This window comes from Ralstonia condita (assembly GCF_958405655.1).
In the GTDB taxonomy this organism is placed as follows: Bacteria; Pseudomonadota; Gammaproteobacteria; order Burkholderiales; family Burkholderiaceae; genus Ralstonia; species Ralstonia condita.
On the sequence record NZ_CATYWO010000001.1, the window covers coordinates 693,140 to 710,608 of the forward strand.

Genomic DNA, 17,469 nt, shown 5'->3' on the forward strand with positions numbered 1-17,469 from the left:
GGTTTTTTCATGTCGAGGAGACTTCATACAACACCGGTCAGACAGTGGAATGCGGCTTTCCAAATTCACGACATCACAGCGGCGTCATGAACAAGACAAAGCGCCATCGCGTCAGGCCGGGACTGCCCGGGCAGCCTGCGCCAGTTCCAGCGCGAGCTTCCGGTGAACCGTGAGATGGGCGTCGAGTTCCAGCGTGGTCAGGCGGCCGTCTTCGACGACCACGCGCCCGTTGATCACGCTGTGCGCCACGTTGGACGGGGCGCAGAACACCAGCGCCGCAACCGGGTCGTGGTCGGCGCCGGCAAAGCTGACTTGGTGACGATCGAAGCTGACAAAGTCGGCCGACATGCCGGGTGCGAGCGCACCAATGTCGTCGCGGTTGAGCACGCGCGCGCCGCCGAGCGTGGCGATCTCCAGCGCCTCGCGCGCGCTCATCGCCGCGGGGCCGAAGCCGACACGCGCGAGCAGCATGGCTTGGCGCGTTTCGCCGAGCATGTGCGCGCCATCGTTCGACGCGCTGCCATCCACGCCGAGGCCGACCGGTACGCCGGCGTCGCGCATGGTGCGGATGGGCGCAATGCCCGACGCCAGCCGCATGTTCGAGCACGGGCAATGCGCAACGCCGGTGCCGGTGCGCGCGAATACGTCGATGCCATGCGCGTCGAGCTTTACGCAGTGTGCATGCCAGACGTCGCGGCCCACCCAGCCGAGGTCTTCTGCGTACTCGGCGGGCGTCATGCCGAACTTCTCGCGCGAGTAAGCGATGTCGTTATCGTTCTCGGCCAGGTGTGTGTGCATCGACACGCCGTAGCTGCGCGCGAGCTTGGCCGATTCGCGCATCAGGTCGCGCGAGACAGAGAAGGGCGAGCACGGTGCCACCACAATACGCAGCATCGAATGGCGATCGGCGTTGTGCCAGGTTTCAATCAGGCGCTGCGTTTCCTTCAGGATGGCCTCTTCGCCTTCGACCACGCGGTCCGGCGGCAAACCGCCCTGGCTGCGGCCGACGCTCATGCTGCCGCGCGCCGCGTGAAAACGCATGCCGATCTGCTGTGCGGCTTCGATCGAGTCATCGAGCCGGCTGCCGTTCGGGTAGAGATACAGGTGATCGCTGGAGGTCGTGCAACCCGACAGCAGCAGTTCGGCCATCGCCGTGAGCGTCGACACGCGCACCATTTCCGGCGTGAGACCTGCCCACACTGGATACAGGTTGGTCAGCCAGCCGAACAGTTCGGCGTCCTGCGCGGCCGGCAGGGCGCGCGTCAGGCTCTGATACATGTGATGGTGCGTGTTGACGAAGCCCGGCGTGACCACGTGGTCGCGCAGCTCCATCACACGCACATTCGGCTGACCGATGGCGTCGCGATACTGCGAGGGCAGATCCGCCGTGGCGCCGATCCATTCGATCACGCCACCGCGCGCAACCAGTGCGCCGTCGGGGATCTCGCGGCGTTGCGCATCCATGGTGACCAGCACGTCGGCATGACGGGCGATCAGAAGCGGGTCGTTGTGCGCGACAGTGGCGGTCATGCAATTACTCCGTGCCGTGGGTGTTGGCGGCAGCGTCGCGCATTGCGTGCTCGGCCGACTGCATGCCGTTGTAGTAAAGGTTCAGGATGACGGCGACCAGCGTGCCCAGCACGATGCCGCTGTGCGTGACCGGCTCCAGCCAATGCGGCAGATACTGGAAGAAGGTCGGTGCCAGCGTCGGGATCATGCCGAAGCCGATCGAGATCGCCACGATGAACAGGTTGTGGCGGTACTTGTTGAAATCGATCGAGCCCAGAATGCGCACACCCGTGGCGGCCACCATGCCGAACATCACGATGCCCGCGCCACCCAGCACGAAGGACGGGACGGACGCCACGATGTGGGCCATCTTCGGGAACAGGCCCAGCGCAATCAGAATCAGGCCGCCCATGGCTGCCACGAAGCGCGAGCGCACACCCGTGACCGTCACCAGCCCCACGTTCTGCGAGAACGAGGTGTACGGGAACGTGTTGAACAAGCCGCCGATCACCGTGCCAAGACCGTCAGCGCGCAGGCCACGGGTGAGGTCATCGGTGGAAAGCTTCTTGCCGGTAATTTCCGCCAGCGCCAGGAACATGCCGGTCGATTCCACCAGCGTGATCAACATCACGATGCACATCGAAGCGATGGCGCCGAAGTGGAAGGTCGGCATGCCGAAATGCAGCGGCGTGATCACGGCCACCCAATCGGCGTCGGTGATGCCGGCAAAGCTGACCTTGCCGAACGCCATGGCGATGAACGTGCCGATCACGATGCCCAGCAGCACGGCGATATTGCCGATCAGGCCGCGACCGTACTTTGTCAGCAACAGGATGATGACGAGCACTGCCAGCGCGATGCCCAAGCCGCTCAGGTCGCCGTAGGCCGGATTGGGCACGGTCTTGAGCACGCCGTCCACCATGGTCTTCATGGTCGGCTGGCCACCCGCAGCCCAGTTGATCCCCACGCCCATCAGTGACATGCCGATCAGCGTGATGACGGTGCCGGTTACGACCGGCGGGAAGAGCCCAAGCACGCGCCCCATGAGCGGCGCGACGATGATGCCGAACAACCCCGCCGCAATCACAGCGCCGTAGATGCCCAGCAGGCCGATGCTCGGGTCGGTGCCAATGGCGATCATCGGGCCCACCGACGCGAAGGTCACGCCCATCATGACCGGCATGCGGATGCCGAACTTCCACACACCGAAGGCCTGGATGAGTGTGGCTAGGCCGGCGGCAAAGAGATCTGCGTTGATCAGGAACGCAAGCTGTTCCTTGGGCAGATGCAGTGCACCGCCCACAATCAGAGGCACTGCCACGGTGCCTGCATACATCACCAATACATGTTGAAGGCCCAATGCGAGCAGGCGTCCGTACGCCACGCGCTCATTGGTCAGATCCGCCGTGGGGGCGGCGATGGTGCTGCTTGCCATGAAGGTCTCCTTTGGGTGGTAAGCCGGACGGCGTCCGGCTTGTGGCGGCTGGCCTCTGTCGTGCCGGCTCGCCCGATACAGCTAAACCGGTCCTAGACTTTGTCCTTCCCGCCGCGCGGGCCCAATACCGAACGCAGATCGAAATCAGCGGGCGCTTCGGGGCGCACGCGATCGGCGCAACATTGCAAGTGCTGGGCCATGTGGGCCTGGGCAGCGCTGGCGTCGCCGCGCTCAAGGGCATTGAGGATGTCGAGGTGTTCGTCGAACGAGCAGGCGTTGTTGCCCGGGGCCTCGACGCTGGCGATCATCAGCGTGGTGCGCGACACCAGCCTGCGCATCATCTCGACCACCAGTGGGTTGCCGGATTGCTCGGCCAGCGCCACGTGAAATTCCGCAGACAGGCGAATCCAGCGCGGACGATCGTGCGTGACAAACGCCTGGCGCTCCTGCTTGACGAGTTCCATCAGCGGCGCGATGGCCGCCTTGGGGTTGCTGCTGTGACCCACCTTGTCGAGCACCGCGCGCTCCAGGATCTGGCGCAGCTCGAACATGGCGTGGGCCTCGTCGATGGAGGGTGCGGCGATGAACGCACCGCGGTTCGGCTCCAGGTCAACCAGGCCATCAGCGGCCAGTTGGGAGAAGACCTTGCGCACCGTATGCCGGGCGGTGGCATAGATTTCGCAAAGCGCATGCTCCGTCAGCTTCGTGCGCGGTGGCAGACGGTGTTCCATGATCGCGTCGTAGATCTCGTGATACATCCGTTCTTCGACCGACATGCGTGTTGCCCCCGATGCTTTGGCGCCCGACTTTGACACCGCTTCCGTGGAGACCAGCTTGAGATTCTTGGACATGGCAGACCTGCCTTTCATTAGTGCGCCGCGGCATCAGCCACTGCGAAAATCTGTTGACAATTATTCGTGGGCGCCTTCAATATTGTCAACAAAATGCGTTCGGGAATCCGACAAACTAGGGAAATCCCTGTTTCGAGCCGGTCTAGGGACACGGCGAAGACAAGGAGTCGGACCCAGAACGAGCGACGGCTTTGCCGGTTTGGCATGTCTTCCCCCGATGGACGGCAGGCGTAAACCGGCTGGACGCGCGCCGGGATGCGTGCACAGCACGTACCGAGCGGGCCCCGACGCCAGCCCTTGTCACACAAGGGTTTGGCGCGAGGTGCAAGTGGAGGCAGCGGCGCTTCTGAAAATTCGAACTACAGAGGAAGACAAATGGGACGCTTGACCACCCATGTGCTCGACACCGCTGCAGGCACGCCGGGTCAAAACCTGGCGATTGCACTGTTCAAAATTGTCGACAATCAGCGGCAACCGATCAAATCGGTTCGCACCAATCACGATGGCCGTTGCGATGCGCCGCTGCTTGAAGGCGACGCGCTGCAAACCGGCGTGTACGAGCTGGACTTCGGCGTGGGCGAGTATTACCGCGCCGCCGGCGTCAAACTCCCCGAGCCCGCGTTCCTGGACGTGGTGACGCTGCGCTTTGGCGTGGCCGATACGAGCGCGCACTACCACGTGCCGCTGCTGGTGTCGCCGTGGTCGTATTCGACCTATCGCGGTAGCTAAGGAGCGGGGCAATCATGGAAGGCTATATCCTCGACTGGGCCAACTTGCTCTTGCGTTGGCTGCACGTGATCGTTGCGATCGCGTGGATCGGGTCGTCGTTCTACTTCGTCTGGCTCGATAACAGCCTCACCAAGCCGACCGCGCCGGATCTGAAGGACAAGGGCGTCGACGGCGAGCTGTGGGCCGTGCACGGCGGCGGGTTCTACAACCCGCAGAAGTACCTGCTGGCACCGAAGCAGTTGCCGGACCATCTGCACTGGTTCTACTGGGAGTCGTACTCCACCTGGATGTCGGGCTTCGCCTTGCTGACGGTGGTGTACCTGTTCAACGCCAACGTCTACATGATCGATCGCAGCGTGTTCGACATGACGGCGACGACGGCCGTGCTGCTCGCACTGGGCTTCCTGGTGGTCGGCTGGCTCGTGTACGACACCATCTGCCGCGTGTTTGGCAAGAACGACCGCGTGGTCGGCATTCTGGTGGCGATCTACGTGGTGCTCGCGGCGTTTGCGGCGTGCCACCTGTTCTCGGGCCGCGCGGCATTCCTGCTGATCGGCGCGATGATCGCGACCATCATGAGCGCCAACGTGTTCTTCTGGATCATTCCGGGGCAACGCAAGGTGGTGGCCTCGCTCAAGGCGGGCGAGAAGCCGGACCCGATCCACGGCAAGCGCGGCAAGCAGCGCAGCGTGCACAACACGTACTTCACGCTGCCGGTGCTGTTTGCGATGCTGTCGAACCACTACAGCATGACGTACGCCGCCAAGTACAACTGGGCTGTGCTGGTGCTGATCATGCTGGCTGGCGTGCTGATCCGTCAGTTCTTCATCCTCAAGCACAAGGGCGTGGTGAACTGGGGTTATCCGGCAGCAGGCGTGGCCGTGCTGTTGGGGGTGGCGGTGTGGCTCGCTCCGGTGCCCCGTCCGGCCGTTGCGGCCACGGAAAGCGCGCCGGCCGCAGCGGCGCAAGGCGCGGCGGTGGCTGCCACTCCGGCACACGGCGGCTCTGACTTCGCCAAAGTACAGGCAGTCGTTACTGCGCGGTGCTACCAATGTCACTCGGCTCATCCTACCCTGATGCCTTCACCGGCCAAGGGCGTGTTGCTCGATACGCCCGACGAGCTCGCCGCGCATGCGCAGCTCATCTATCAGCAAGTCGTGCAGCAGAAGCTGATGCCGCTGGGCAACGTGACGCAGATTACCGATGACGAGCGCGCGATCATCGCCAAGTGGTTTGAGGACGGCGCCAAGACGAACTGAGGCGCACGCTGAGCAACAACAGAAAGGTTTATCGGAGCATGCCATTTGTTCCCTAGCGGGTGGCATGACCGGTGAGGGTTGAACGGGGCTACGGCCCCGTTTTTTTTGCGCTAAGCATCAGCGGCGAGGTGCTCCGCGTCGCTCGATTTCGGTTCGGCCATACAAGCCTCAGGGCGCTGCGCTGGCGCTTTCCAAGGTGCGCCGCGCAGCCTAAGCATGCCCCGAGCGAGCGTTGAAGCCTGAGATCTGTGGCTTACTTCCCAACGCCCAACAGCGCAAGCACTCCCAGCACCAGAAAGATCAACGCCGCAATCCGATGCACCAGCGTGATCGGCATGCGCGCAGCGAACTTGTTGCCCATCAGCACGGCCGGCACGTTCGCCAGCAGCATGCCAACGGTCGTGCCCGCCACGACCGATACGACATCGTGAAAGCGAGCCGCCAGTGCCACGGTCGCGATCTGCGTCTTGTCGCCCATCTCGGCAAAGAAGAACGCCACGATCGTCGTGCCCAGGATGCCCAGGCCGCGCTGCGTGCCGCTGGGCGCCTCTTCGTCGTCGAGCTTGTCCGGAATCAGCATCCACCCGGCCATGGCGATAAAGCCCACGCCCAAAATCCACCGCAGGACGTTCTCGCCAAGTACATGTGTGATCCAGCCACCGACAGCGCCGGCCAGTGCGTGGTTGACAAGGGTGGAGATGAAGATGCCGAGGATGATCGGCACCGGCTTGCGAAAACGCGCAGCCAGCAAGATCGACAGCAGTTGCGTCTTGTCGCCGATTTCTGCGAGGGCGACGATGCCGGTGGAGACGAGAAAGGCTTCCATGTTGTTGTGGTGTCCGGGCCGTGTGCGAACCAATGACGCGCCACTGCCGGCCCTGTCCGCAGTGGGTTGTCATCGGTCTCGCCAGGCGCGTCACCGGGTGCCGGGGTGGCACCCTGAGTGCGGCTGACCACGCCATAACCACCTGTCGTTGCGACGGCGGTCAAGTCTGTTGACGTGGCCCCCAGGGTATCGACCCCGGGCGGCTACTCCCCAATGGAAGGCAGGATTATAAGTGCATCAGGCGTTGGCGCCAACCGCGAATTTGGCCGGCTCACCCTGGATGTAAGTGGCGGATACGGCACGGTCTTCGCCCAGCAGTGCCAGCGAGAACAGCAGCTCTTCCAGCGTTTCCGAGCGTGCATTGCGGCGGGCCAGCAGCGGCGTCGCTGCCGGGTCCAGCACGATGAAGTCGGCTTCCGCGCCCGGTACGAAGCTGCCGATGCGGTCTTCCCAGCCCAGCGCTTCAGCGGCGCCGCGCGTGGCCAGGTAGAACATCCTCAGGGCGGTCAGGTGATAGCCGCCCATGCGCGCGACCTTATGCGCCGTGCCCATCGTGCGCAGCATCGAGAACGAACTGCCGCCGCCAACGTCAGTGGCCAGCGTGAGCGCCAGGCGATGCGCGTCGTTCTTGTGGAAGTTGTACAGGCCGCTGCCCAGGAACAGGTTGGACGTGGGGCAGTGCGCCACGGCTGCACCGGATTCGGCCATGCGTTGGCGGTCGCCGTCGTCCAGCCAGATGGCGTGGCCGTAAAAGGCGCCTTTGCGAAGCAGGCCGTAGCGGTCGTAGACGTCCAGGTAGCTGCGTGCGTTCGGGAACAGGTCGGCCACCCATTTCACTTCGTCGGGATTTTCTGCGACGTGCGTCTGGATGAAGACGTCCTTGTATTGCTTGGCGAGCTCTGCGCACGCTTGCAGTTGCGCTTCGCTCGACGTGGGTGCAAAGCGCGGTGTGATGGCGTAGGCCAGACGGTCCTTGCCGTGCCAGCGTGAGATCAGGTCAGCCGTGTCGCGGGCGCCCGATTCGGCCGTGTCACGCAGATATTCCGGGCAGTTGCGGTCCATCATCACCTTGCCGGTGATCATGCGCATGCCGCGTTGCTGGGCCTGCGTGAACAGCGTCTCGGCCGAGCTGCGGTGCACGGTGCTCCACACCATGGCGCTGGTCGTGCCGTTGCGCAGCAGTTCGTCGAGGAAGAACGAGGCGACGCCAGCGGCGTACTGCTCGCTCTCGAAGCGGCGCTCTTCGGGGAAGGTGTATGTCTCCAGCCAGTGCAGCAGGCCAGGCGACGGCGACGCGATGATGTCCGTCTGCGGGAAGTGGATGTGCGTATCGATGAAGCCCGGGACGATCAGCTTGCCGCTGTAATCGTGCAGTTGCGTGCCGGCGGGCAGGTTTTCGCGCAGTGCCGCGTAGTCGCCGGCCTGCACGACCTTGCCGCCCGTGACCACGAGCAGGCCGTCTTCCCAGTACTCATAGGCATCGCGCTCGCGATACTGCGGATCGTGCAGGAAATGCAGCACGCGGCCGCGGTAAGCGTGAACGTTGTTGGAAGTCGGGGGCATCGTGGTCATCGTCGTTTCGTAGATTTTTAGTGTGCGGCTTTCCAGTGGTCGTCGACCTTGGCAAGCCACAGGGCTTTGTCCTGTTCGGGCAGGAAGGACGCCTCGAAGCTGTTGCGTGCGAGCGTGTGCGCATCGGCCGCAGACAGGTCGAGGGCATTGAAGGTGGCGAGCCAGTTGGTGTTCATGTAGCCACCAAAGTAGGCCGGATCATCGGAGTGCAGCGTCACAGCGCAGCCCGCGTCCAGCAGTTGTTTGAGCGAGTGGTCGCGCAGGTCCGGATAGACCTTCAGTTTCTCGTTCGAGAGCGGGCAGACCGTCAGCGCGATACGTTCGGCGGCGAGGCGCTTGACGAGTGCGGCATCGTCGATGGCGCGTACGCCGTGATCGATGCGCTCCACCTTGAGGATGTCGAGGGCGTCGATCACGTATTGCGCCGGGCCTTCCTCGCCGGCGTGGGCCACCAGGTGCAGGCCCAGCCCCTTGCAGCGCGCGAATACGCGCGCGAACTTCTCCGGCGGATTGCCACGCTCGGATGAATCCAGCCCCACACCGATGATGCGGTTGGCCGGGTCCTGGATGTAGGGCAGGGCCGCTTCGAGCGTGTCGAATGCGTCTTCCTCGCTCAGATGGCGCAGGAAGCAGAGGATCAGCGCGCTGGAAAAACCGTGCTCGCGCTCGGCGTCATCCAATGCGCGGACGATGCCGTGGATGACGACATGCATGGGCACGTTGCGCGCGGTGTGCGTCTGGGGGTCGAAGAAAATTTCGGCGTGGTGGACGTTGTCGGCAAGTGCGCGTGCCACGTACGCGGCGGTCATGTCGTAGAAATCCTGCTCGGTGAGCAGCACGCTGGCGCCGGCGTAATACAGGTCGAGGAACGATTGCAGATCGTCGAAGGCGTAGGCGGCGCGCACTTCCTCGACGGACGCATACGGCAGCTTCACGCCGTTGCGCTCAGCCAGCGCGAACATCAGTTCGGGTTCGAGCGAGCCTTCGATGTGGATGTGCAGTTCAGCTTTCGGGCTGGTGGCGATGCGTTCTGCAAGCGCGGCGGAAATCGGCATGATTAGACAGGCGTGGGGACTCGGTAAGGAACCGCCGCGCCGCTGCTGGCGCTGGTGAGCGCGTGCTGTTGCAGCTCTCGCACCTGCAGAAGTTGCGCGACGACGGATACCGCAATGATATCCGGCGCCTTGTCCACGATGCCCGCCACGCCAATGGGACACACCATTTCCGGCAGGCGTGCCGGGTCCACTCCGTGCTCGACCATGCGGTGCTCGAAGCGCGCGCGCTTGGTCTTGGAGCCGATCAGGCCGAAGTAGGCAAAGTCCGTGCGGCGCATGATCCGTTCGCACAGCGCGAGATCCAACGCATGGTTGTGCGTCATGACCAGGAAGTAGCTGCCGGCGGGCGCGTGATCGATCACGGCTTCCGGCGTATCGGTGGATTCGATGACGACGTTCGGGGGCACTTCCGTCGGAAACGGGAACATCGCATCGCGCTCATCCACCCACGTGACGCGGCAGGGCAGATGCGCCAGTGCGCGCACGATGGCGTGCCCGACATGGCCCGCGCCGCACAGCACGATCGACATGTCGGGCGGCAGCACCGTTTGGGTGAATCCGCTGGCGTCGAATTGCACGCCGGCCGCAGCTGCGTCGCCCACGCTTGCTTCAACCGCTACCGCAGGATCAGCGGAGACAAAGCGGCGCAGGCTGCGGCGTTGGCGCATGGCGTCATCGGCGAGGGCGATCCAGTCCACATCACGCGCGTCGAGTCGTTCAAGCGACAGCCGCACCACGCCGCCGCAGCATTGGCCGAGCGCAGGCCCAAGCGGAATGCGCACGAACTGGCGGCGCGCTTCGCCGGTGGCTTCGGGCACGTCCATCATCGCCTGAGCAATTTCCATCGCGCGCCATTCCAGATGACCGCCACCGATGGTGCCGAAGAAGCCGTCGGTGCCCACCAGCATGAGCGTGCCCGGTTCTCGCGGCGCAGAGCCTTGCACGTCCGTCACCGTGACCAGCACGCACGGCTGCCCGGCCTGCACGGTGGCAAGCACATCGGCAAAGCGGAATGGGCGCAATTGCGTGTGGTCCATGGTGTCTCCCGACTCAGGCGGTCAGCGGGGCGCTGCGGATCGCATCCACGGCCTTGAGGATTTCCTCGCTGGTGGCCGGCGCATTCAGCGGCGGGTTCGTGCGGCCATCGCCAACCGCAGCCACTGCATCGCGAATGGCGAAGAACACCGAGAACGGCAGCAGCAGCGGCGGTTCACCCAGCGCCTTGGAACGGTGGATGCTGTCTTCCACGTTGGCGTTGTTGAACAGGTTCACGCGGAAGTCCGGTGGGCAGTCGTTGACCGTCGGGATCTTGTAGGTGGACGGCGCGTGCGTCATCAGCTTGCCGTTCTTGTTCCACCACAGCTCTTCGGTCGTCAGCCAACCCATGCCCTGGATGAACGCGCCTTCCACCTGGCCGATGTCGATGGCCGGGTTGATCGAGCGACCGGCGTCGTGCAGCACGTCGGCGCGCAACAGCCGCCATTCGCCTGTGAGCGTATCGACCACCACTTCCGAGACTGCCGCGCCATAGGCGTAGTAGTAGAACGGCCGGCCCTTCAGCTTGGCTTGATCCCAGTGCAGCTTGGGCGTGGCGTAGAAGCCGTCGGACCACAACTGCACGCGCGCAACGTAGGCCTTGCTGATCAGTTCGTTGAACGGCACGCGGCGTGCACCGATTTCCAGATGGTCGCCCACGATCGCCACCGTTTCGATGGGCGCTTCGTAATGCTCGGCGGCAAACGCGATCAGGCGCTCGCGGATCTGGCGTGCGGCGTCTTGCGCGGCCTTGCCGTTCAGGTCGCTGCCCGTGGATGCAGCCGTGGCGGACGTGTTGGCCACCTTGCTGGTGTCGGTGGCCGTCACGCGGATGCGCGTGAACGACACGCCCAGTTCGTGCGCGACGACCTGCGCGACCTTCGTGTTCAGGCCCTGGCCCATTTCGGTGCCGCCGTGGTTTACGAGGATCGAACCGTCGTTGTAGACGTGCACGAGTGCGCCGGCCTGGTTGAAGTGCTTCACGTTGAACGAGATGCCGAACTTCACCGGCGTCAGCGCCAAGCCGCGCTTGAGGACCGGGCTGGTCGCATTGAACGCGCGAATCGCTTCGCGGCGGGCGCGGTAGTCGGACGTCGCCTCCAGTTCGTCGAGCAGTTCATGGATGACGTTGTCTTCCACGGTCTGCCCGTACGGCGTGACGTTGTTCTTGTCCTTGCCGTACAAATTGGCGCGGCGCACGTCGAGGGCATCCTTGCCGACCGAGCGCGCGATGTTGTCCATGATGTACTCGATGGCAAACGCGCCCTGCGGGCCGCCGAAGCCGCGGAATGCGGTGTTCGACTGCGTGTTGGTGCGCGCGCAGAAGCCGTCGATTTCCACCTCGGGCAGCCAATAGGCGTTGTCGAAGTGGCAGATGGCGCGCGTCATCACCGGGCCCGAAAGGTCGGCCGAGAAACCGGCGCGCGAGGTCATGTCGACCTTGACGCCCTGGATGCGCCCGTCGTCGTCGTAGCCGGCTTCGTAGGCGAAGCGGAAGTCGTGCCGCTTGCCGGTGATCATCATGTCGTCGTCGCGGTCCGGACGCAGCTTGACGGGGCAGGCGAGTTTCCACGCCGCCAGCGAAGCGCAACAGGCAAACAGACCGGATTGCGATTCCTTGCCGCCGAAACCACCGCCCATGCGGCGGCACTCGACCAGCACCTGGTTGGCATGCCAGCCCAGCATGTGCGACACCATGTGCTGCATCTCGGTCGGATGCTGCGTCGAGCACCACACGTGCATGCCATTGTCTTCCTTCGGCACGGCGTACGAGATCTGGCTTTCGAGGTAGAACTGCTCCTGCCCGCCCAACGACATCTTGCCGGCTTCAGCGTGGGGTGCAGAGGCGATGCGCTCAGCCGGTTCGCCGCGCTTGAGGTGCATCGGCGGCAGCACGGACTTGCCGGCGGCACGCGCTTCTTCAGGCGTCAGCAGCGGGGGCAGGACTTCGTATTCGATATTGCCCAGACGCGCCGCACGGCGGGCCGCATCGTGCGACGTGGCCACCACGATGAACATCGGCTGACCGATGAAGTGCACGGTGTCGGTAGCGAGGATCGGGTCGTCGTGGATGATCGGCCCGCAATCGTTCGTGCCCGGAATGTCGGCTGATGTGAATACCGCCACCACGCCCGGCGCGGCCTTCACGCGATCCAGATCCATGTTGACGATGCGCGCATGCGCCTGCGTGCTCATGCCGAGCGCCGCGTGTAGCGTGCCGGCCAGCTCAGGAATGTCGTCGGTGTACGTGGCAGTGCCCGCGACATGCAGGTGCGCAGACTCATGCGGGCGCGAAATGCCCACCACAGCACCGCGCTGATCAGGCATGGCGGCAGCAATATCGGCTTCAGCCAGCAGGAAGGCTTCGGTTTGCTTGTTCATGTTCTTACGCTGCTGTGAGGGTATTCAATTCGACCGCGCGCACATTGATCTGTTCGGCCGCAAGCGGCGCATCGGGGCGGGTTTCCAGCCAGAAGCGGTACACCGTATTGGCGGCCGATATGCGGCGGTAGTTGTCGGTCGCGCGCATGTCGGTCAGTGGGGTGTAGTCGCGTGACATGGCTGCCATGGCAGCACGCACCGTTGCTTCGTTCCACGGCTGGCCGACGATGGCGGCTTCGGTTTCAGTGGCGCGCTTGGAAGTTGCTGCCATGCCGCCGTAGGCGATGCGTGCGCTGCGGACCATGTCACCGTCCAGCTCGATGGCCAGCGCCGCGCACACGGCGGAAATGTCTTCGTCAAAGCGCTTGGACAGCTTGTACGTACGGAAGCGCAAAGCATCGCGGCCCTCACGCGCGGGGATGCGCAGGCCGGCAACAAACTCGCCTTCTTCCATCGCGTTCTTCTGATAGGCGAGGTAGAGGTCTTCGAGCGGCAATTCGCGGCGGACTTCGCCACGCTGCAGGACGACGCGCGTGCCGATGGCGATCAGCGCGGGTGCCGAGTCGCCGATCGGCGAGCCGTTGGCGATGTTGCCGCCGAGCGTGCCAGCATTGCGGATCGGCAGCGAGGCAAAGCGCTTCCACAACTCGGTCGTCTCGGGGTAGTCGGCGGCCAGGAATTCGTAGGCTTTTTCCAGCGAGACGGCCGCGCCAATCTCGATCCAGCCGCCACGCTTTTCCAGTGCGTACAAGTCGGCTACCTGGCCGATGTACAGGATGTCGCCCAGATCGCGGAACTGCTTGGTGACCCACAGGCCGACGTCGGTGCTGCCGGCCAGGATGCGGATGTTCGGATGCGCGGCCTTGATGGCGGCAAAGGCCGATGCGGTGCGCGGTGCGTAGAAGCGCGCTGCGTTCTCGGTGTCGACGGGCGCATAGCTGAAGGTGTCCTTGCGCTGCAGCTTGCGCAGCGTGTCGGCCAATTGCGTGCGGTCGATGCCTGCCGGCGCGGGCAGTTCGAACATGCGTTCGCCAGCGTCGATGATCGGGCGGTATCCGGTGCAGCGGCACAGGTTGCCGGTCAGCGAATCGCAGATGGTCTGGCGCGATGGGATCGGCGCCTGGTTGCCGGTGTTTTCGTACAGCGCGTAGAGGGACATCACGAAGCCCGGCGTGCAGAAGCCGCACTGCGAGCCGTGGCACTCCACCATGGCCTCTTGCACCGGGTGCAGTGTGCCGTCCTTGCCGCGCACGTCTTCCACGGTGAACAGCGCCTTGCCGTCCAGCGTGGGCAGGAACTGGATACACGCGTTGACGGCCTTCAGGCCGACGCTGCCGTCTTCCTGCAGCTCGCCGAGCACCACGGTGCATGCACCGCAATCGCCTTCGGCGCAACCTTCCTTGGTGCCGGTGCAGTGTGCGTCCTCACGCAGGTATTGAAGCACCGTCCGGGTGATCGGGGCGTCCGTGACGGTGCGGACCTGGCCGCGGTGGAAGAAGCGGATGGGCTGAGTCTCCATGGGGGTTCTACGCCTGTTTGTGTGTGTAACGGAACCATAGCACCGGGCCAGGAATGCAATATTTGGCCCATGTGATAACCCGCATCGGAAAGCCAAAATCCGGGGTATACCCGCCGGTAGCGGTCTGGCGGCGCGGCGTGCAGGTGACATACACTGACAGCGTCCCCAAGCACTTCTTTTAGAAGGGTCGGCGCAGCCGCTACCCGCCTCCAGATGCACGGCAAAGATCACCTCGATACCTACCTCCTGCGTGTTCTCTACACGCTGCTCACCGAGCAGAGCGTGACGCGCACGGCGGTCAAGCTCGGCCAGTCACAGCCGGCCATCAGCAACACGCTCAAGCGCCTGCGCGAGATCACAGGCGACGCCATCCTGGTGCGCGGCAAGAACGGCATGGTGCCGACCGAGCGCGGCCATGATCTGCTGGCGCTCGCGCAGCAGAGCCTGGAGGCGATGGAGCGCATCGCCCGCCCGTCGCAGGAATTCGACCCCGGCAACACCACCCGCACGTTTCACCTCGGCGCGCCGGATTACCTCGATGCCTTCTTCCTGCCCAACATCGTCGAGCGTCTGCGCAAGCAGGCGCCGCAGGCCAAGCTGGTGGTGCATCCGCTCAATGCCGGCGTCGATTACCTGGCCGCACTGGAGCAGGGCGGCATGGACCTCGTGATCGGCAACTGGCTGTCGCCGCCCGAACATCTGCATATTTCACCGCTGTTCGACGATGAAGTCGTCTGCATGCTGGGTGCGCAGCATCCGCTGGCGCGCAAGGGCATTTCGCTCAAGCACTATGTGGAGATGCCGCATCTGGCGCCCGCGCCGTATGCCGTCATGCAGCGCAGCATGATCGATCAGGCACTTGCAGAGCAGGGGCTCAAGCGCCAGATCCAGGTGTCGCTACCGTACTTCGGGCTGGTGCCGTACGTTTTGATGCGCTCGGACCTCGTCTTTACGACGGGCCGGCAGTTCGCCGCGCATTGCGCGCAGTACCTGCCGATCCGCATCCTTCCCGCACCCGTTGCGTTCCCCAAGATGCGCTTCTATCAGCTCTGGCACGAGCGTAGCCATGCTGCACCCGATGTCATGTGGCTGCGCCGCATGATCGGCGAGGTGGCGGCCGAACTGCCGCAGCATCCGCAATTGGAAACGGCAGCCTGAGCTGCCGTCCTGTGCGCTATTTCAGTGCGCGTTACTTGCTGCCGGGCGCTGCTTTCCCGTAGTCCGGAAAGAACACCTGCTCACCGTTCACCTTGAAGTCCGCAATGGCCTGCTGGCCGGCGGGCGACGTGATCCACTGGATCAGCTTGGTCGCATCCGCGTAGTTGGTGCTCGGATATTTCTTCGGGTTGACGGCGATGATGCCGTACGGGTTGAACATGCGCGGATCGCCGGCCAGCACGATATCCAGGCCCGTCTTGGCGCGATAGGCGCCGTAGGTGGCTCGGTCAGAGAGCGTGTAGGCATTCATCTGCGCGGCCATGTTCAGCACTTCGCCCATGCCCAGGCCGGCACTCACGTACCAAGGCTGACCCTTCGGATCGATGTTGGCCATCTTCCAGTAGGCCTTTTCCATGACATCGGTGCCGGAATTGTCGCCACGCGAGATGAACTTGGCATCGGCCTTGGCAATCGCCTCCATGCCCCGGATGACGTCCTTCTGTCCGCGCAGGTGGGCCGGATCTGCCGCCGGGCCGACAAGGATGAAATCGTTGTACATCACATCGCGCCGGTCGATGCCGCCGCCGGATGCGACAAAGGCGTCTTCCAGCGACCTTGCGTGAACGAGCACGACATCCACATCGCCCGATTCCCCGAGCTTGACCGCCTTGCCGGTGCCAACGGCGATCACCTGCACATGGACGCCCGTGGCGGCTTCGAACTTGGGCAGCAGCACTTTCAGCAGGCCCGAATTGTCGGTGCTGGTGGTGGTCGCCATGCGGAGATCGCCAGCATATGCGGCGGTGGCAAACGCCAGCGTCATCAAGACGGCAGCCGATGCGCGAAGGGATTTGGACAGGCGGGTCATGTCGTGAGGGCAATGTGAGAGACGTGGACGCTTTATGTCTGATGCTGCATGATGGCGGCGTGCGGCGGCCACGATGCGCCCGCCCCGAAGATCACGAAGATTGTTTTCCGGGAGCGTGATCGAAGTAAATGGGAAATCATAAACATAATGACGTTCCAGTTCGAAGTCTTTCCGGTAATTGGGCCGGACGATAACCCGCGTGCCAATGGCAAGGTCTTCCAATTGCTGCGAGCCGTGCGCGAGACGGGATCGCTGCACCGGGCAGCCAAGCAGGTCGGGTTGTCGTACCGGCACGCCTGGGGCGTGATGCGGTCGTGGGAAGAGATGCTCGGGCGCTCCCTGCTCGACATGGAACGCGGCCGCGGCGCTTCTCTCACCCTGTTCGGCGAACGCATGCTGCGCGCCGAGATGCGTCTGCGCGAGCAGCTCGACCCCGTGGTGCGCCATGCCATGCATCAGTTTCTCGCTGAGCTGGAAGATGCCTCCCAATCGCAGACGCGCATCCGTTTTTCGGGCAGTCACGATCCAGCGGTCGAGGTGTTGGCTCAAACGTTTGCCAACGAAGGCCACGGCGCGCAGCTCGACACCGTGTTCTGCGGTGCCGTCGAGGGCTTGATCTGCCTGCAGGAGAAGCAGTGCGAGGTGGCGGGCTTTTACGTGGCGCCGCAACAGGGCGCTGGTTCGATTGCGCATCAGACATTGCGCAAATGGCTACGCCCGACGGCAGTGCGCCTGATCGCGCTGGCCGACCGCGAGCAAGGTCTGATGATGTCGCCGGAGTGGGCCGGACGTGTGCAGTCGCTCGCAGATCTGGCGCGCACGCAGGCGCGCTTCATCAATCGCCAGCGCAGTTCGGGCACGCGCTTGCTGTTCGATCAGCTGCTGGTGGCCGCGGGCCTGTATCCCGACCAGATTCTCGGGTACGACGAACAGGAGTTTTCCAGCGACAAGATCGCCGTGGCCGTGCAGGACGGGCGGGCAGACGTTGGCTTCGGCCTGCGCCCGGGCGCCGAGGCCCACGGTCTGCATTTCGTGCCGCTCACGCGCGAAACGTATTACCTGGCGGTGCGCCGCAATGACGCGCTTGCGCCCTGGGTGCGCGAGCTGATGGAGCGCATCGGCGACCCCGGTTTCCGGGCGGGCCTGAGCCATCTGGCAGGCTATCGCGCACCCGAGCACGTTTCGCTGCTGACCGCCGAGCAGGCGCTGCCCTGGCACGCCGAGGGCCTCCCCGCGCTCGCGCGCTGAAGTCATGCGAACATGGCGGGGTC

Annotated in this window: 14 protein-coding genes; 4 read left to right on the top strand and 10 right to left on the bottom strand. The window is 64.1% G+C overall.

All coding sequences use genetic code 11. The annotated features are described in order from the left end of the window. Nucleotides 1–111 precede the first annotated feature (111 nt). The 3 genes from R2N03_RS03200 to R2N03_RS03210 form a co-directional block, all read right to left on the bottom strand. A complete protein-coding gene (locus R2N03_RS03200) occupies nt 112–1,530 on the bottom strand; it encodes an 8-oxoguanine deaminase (RefSeq protein WP_316655087.1) in 1,419 nt (472 codons plus the stop codon). A 4-nt stretch (nt 1,531–1,534) separates the two neighbouring features. Further along, nucleotides 1,535–2,944 carry a nucleobase:cation symporter-2 family protein gene (locus R2N03_RS03205; protein ID WP_260801855.1) on the bottom strand — a complete coding sequence of 470 codons (1,410 nt, stop codon included), beginning with the start codon at nt 2,942–2,944 and terminating at the stop codon, nt 1,535–1,537. Nucleotides 2,945–3,036: 92 nt separating this feature from the next. Then, a complete protein-coding gene (locus R2N03_RS03210; protein ID WP_232040495.1) occupies nt 3,037–3,795 on the bottom strand; it encodes a GntR family transcriptional regulator in 759 nt (252 codons plus the stop codon). A gap of 375 nt (nt 3,796–4,170) precedes the next feature. Here R2N03_RS03210 and uraH point away from each other — a divergent pair, with 375 nt between their 5' ends. Both uraH and R2N03_RS03220 read left to right on the top strand, forming a co-directional pair. Then, nucleotides 4,171–4,524, top strand: a complete 354-nt coding sequence (uraH, locus tag R2N03_RS03215) for a hydroxyisourate hydrolase (RefSeq protein ID WP_027681000.1) — start codon at nt 4,171–4,173, stop codon at nt 4,522–4,524. A 14-nt stretch (nt 4,525–4,538) separates the two neighbouring features. Next, nucleotides 4,539–5,783 (top strand): urate hydroxylase PuuD, encoded by a 1,245-nt coding sequence (locus R2N03_RS03220; RefSeq protein WP_316655097.1) that lies wholly within the window; start codon nt 4,539–4,541, stop codon nt 5,781–5,783. Between the two features lie 253 nt (nt 5,784–6,036). On the opposite strand, the gene R2N03_RS03225 is transcribed toward R2N03_RS03220, so the two are convergent. The 6 genes from R2N03_RS03225 to xdhA form a co-directional block, all read right to left on the bottom strand. Further along, a complete protein-coding gene (locus tag R2N03_RS03225) occupies nt 6,037–6,609 on the bottom strand; it encodes a TMEM165/GDT1 family protein (RefSeq protein ID WP_316655099.1) in 573 nt (190 codons plus the stop codon). Nucleotides 6,610–6,846: 237 nt separating this feature from the next. Continuing rightward, a complete protein-coding gene (gene guaD / locus R2N03_RS03230) occupies nt 6,847–8,181 on the bottom strand; it encodes a guanine deaminase (RefSeq protein WP_260801853.1) in 1,335 nt (444 codons plus the stop codon). A 17-nt stretch (nt 8,182–8,198) separates the two neighbouring features. Further along, nucleotides 8,199–9,236, bottom strand: coding sequence for an adenosine deaminase (locus tag R2N03_RS03235; protein WP_316655101.1), 1,038 nt, complete (start codon nt 9,234–9,236; stop codon nt 8,199–8,201). A 2-nt stretch (nt 9,237–9,238) separates the two neighbouring features. After that, the gene (xdhC, locus tag R2N03_RS03240; protein WP_316655102.1) at nt 9,239–10,273 is read right to left on the bottom strand and encodes a xanthine dehydrogenase accessory protein XdhC; all 1,035 of its coding nucleotides are present in this window, start codon (nt 10,271–10,273) and stop codon (nt 9,239–9,241) included. A 13-nt stretch (nt 10,274–10,286) separates the two neighbouring features. Further along, entirely contained in the window at nt 10,287–12,653 is a 2,367-nt protein-coding gene (gene xdhB, locus R2N03_RS03245) for a xanthine dehydrogenase molybdopterin binding subunit (RefSeq protein ID WP_316655104.1), read from the bottom strand. Between the two features lie 4 nt (nt 12,654–12,657). Continuing rightward, nucleotides 12,658–14,172, bottom strand: coding sequence for a xanthine dehydrogenase small subunit (gene xdhA, locus R2N03_RS03250; protein ID WP_316655106.1), 1,515 nt, complete (start codon nt 14,170–14,172; stop codon nt 12,658–12,660). A 213-nt stretch (nt 14,173–14,385) separates the two neighbouring features. On the opposite strand from xdhA, the gene R2N03_RS03255 reads away from it, so the two are divergent. Beyond that, nucleotides 14,386–15,330: a LysR substrate-binding domain-containing protein gene (locus R2N03_RS03255; protein ID WP_316655108.1), complete on the top strand. Its 945-nt coding sequence runs from the start codon at nt 14,386–14,388 to the stop codon at nt 15,328–15,330. Between the two features lie 31 nt (nt 15,331–15,361). On the opposite strand, the gene R2N03_RS03260 is transcribed toward R2N03_RS03255, so the two are convergent. Then, nucleotides 15,362–16,198 (bottom strand): ABC transporter substrate-binding protein, encoded by an 837-nt coding sequence (locus R2N03_RS03260; protein WP_316655109.1) that lies wholly within the window; start codon nt 16,196–16,198, stop codon nt 15,362–15,364. Between the two features lie 147 nt (nt 16,199–16,345). On the opposite strand from R2N03_RS03260, the gene R2N03_RS03265 reads away from it, so the two are divergent. Then, entirely contained in the window at nt 16,346–17,446 is a 1,101-nt protein-coding gene (locus tag R2N03_RS03265; protein ID WP_316655111.1) for a substrate-binding domain-containing protein, read from the top strand. The last annotated feature ends 23 nt before the right edge of the window (nt 17,447–17,469 follow it).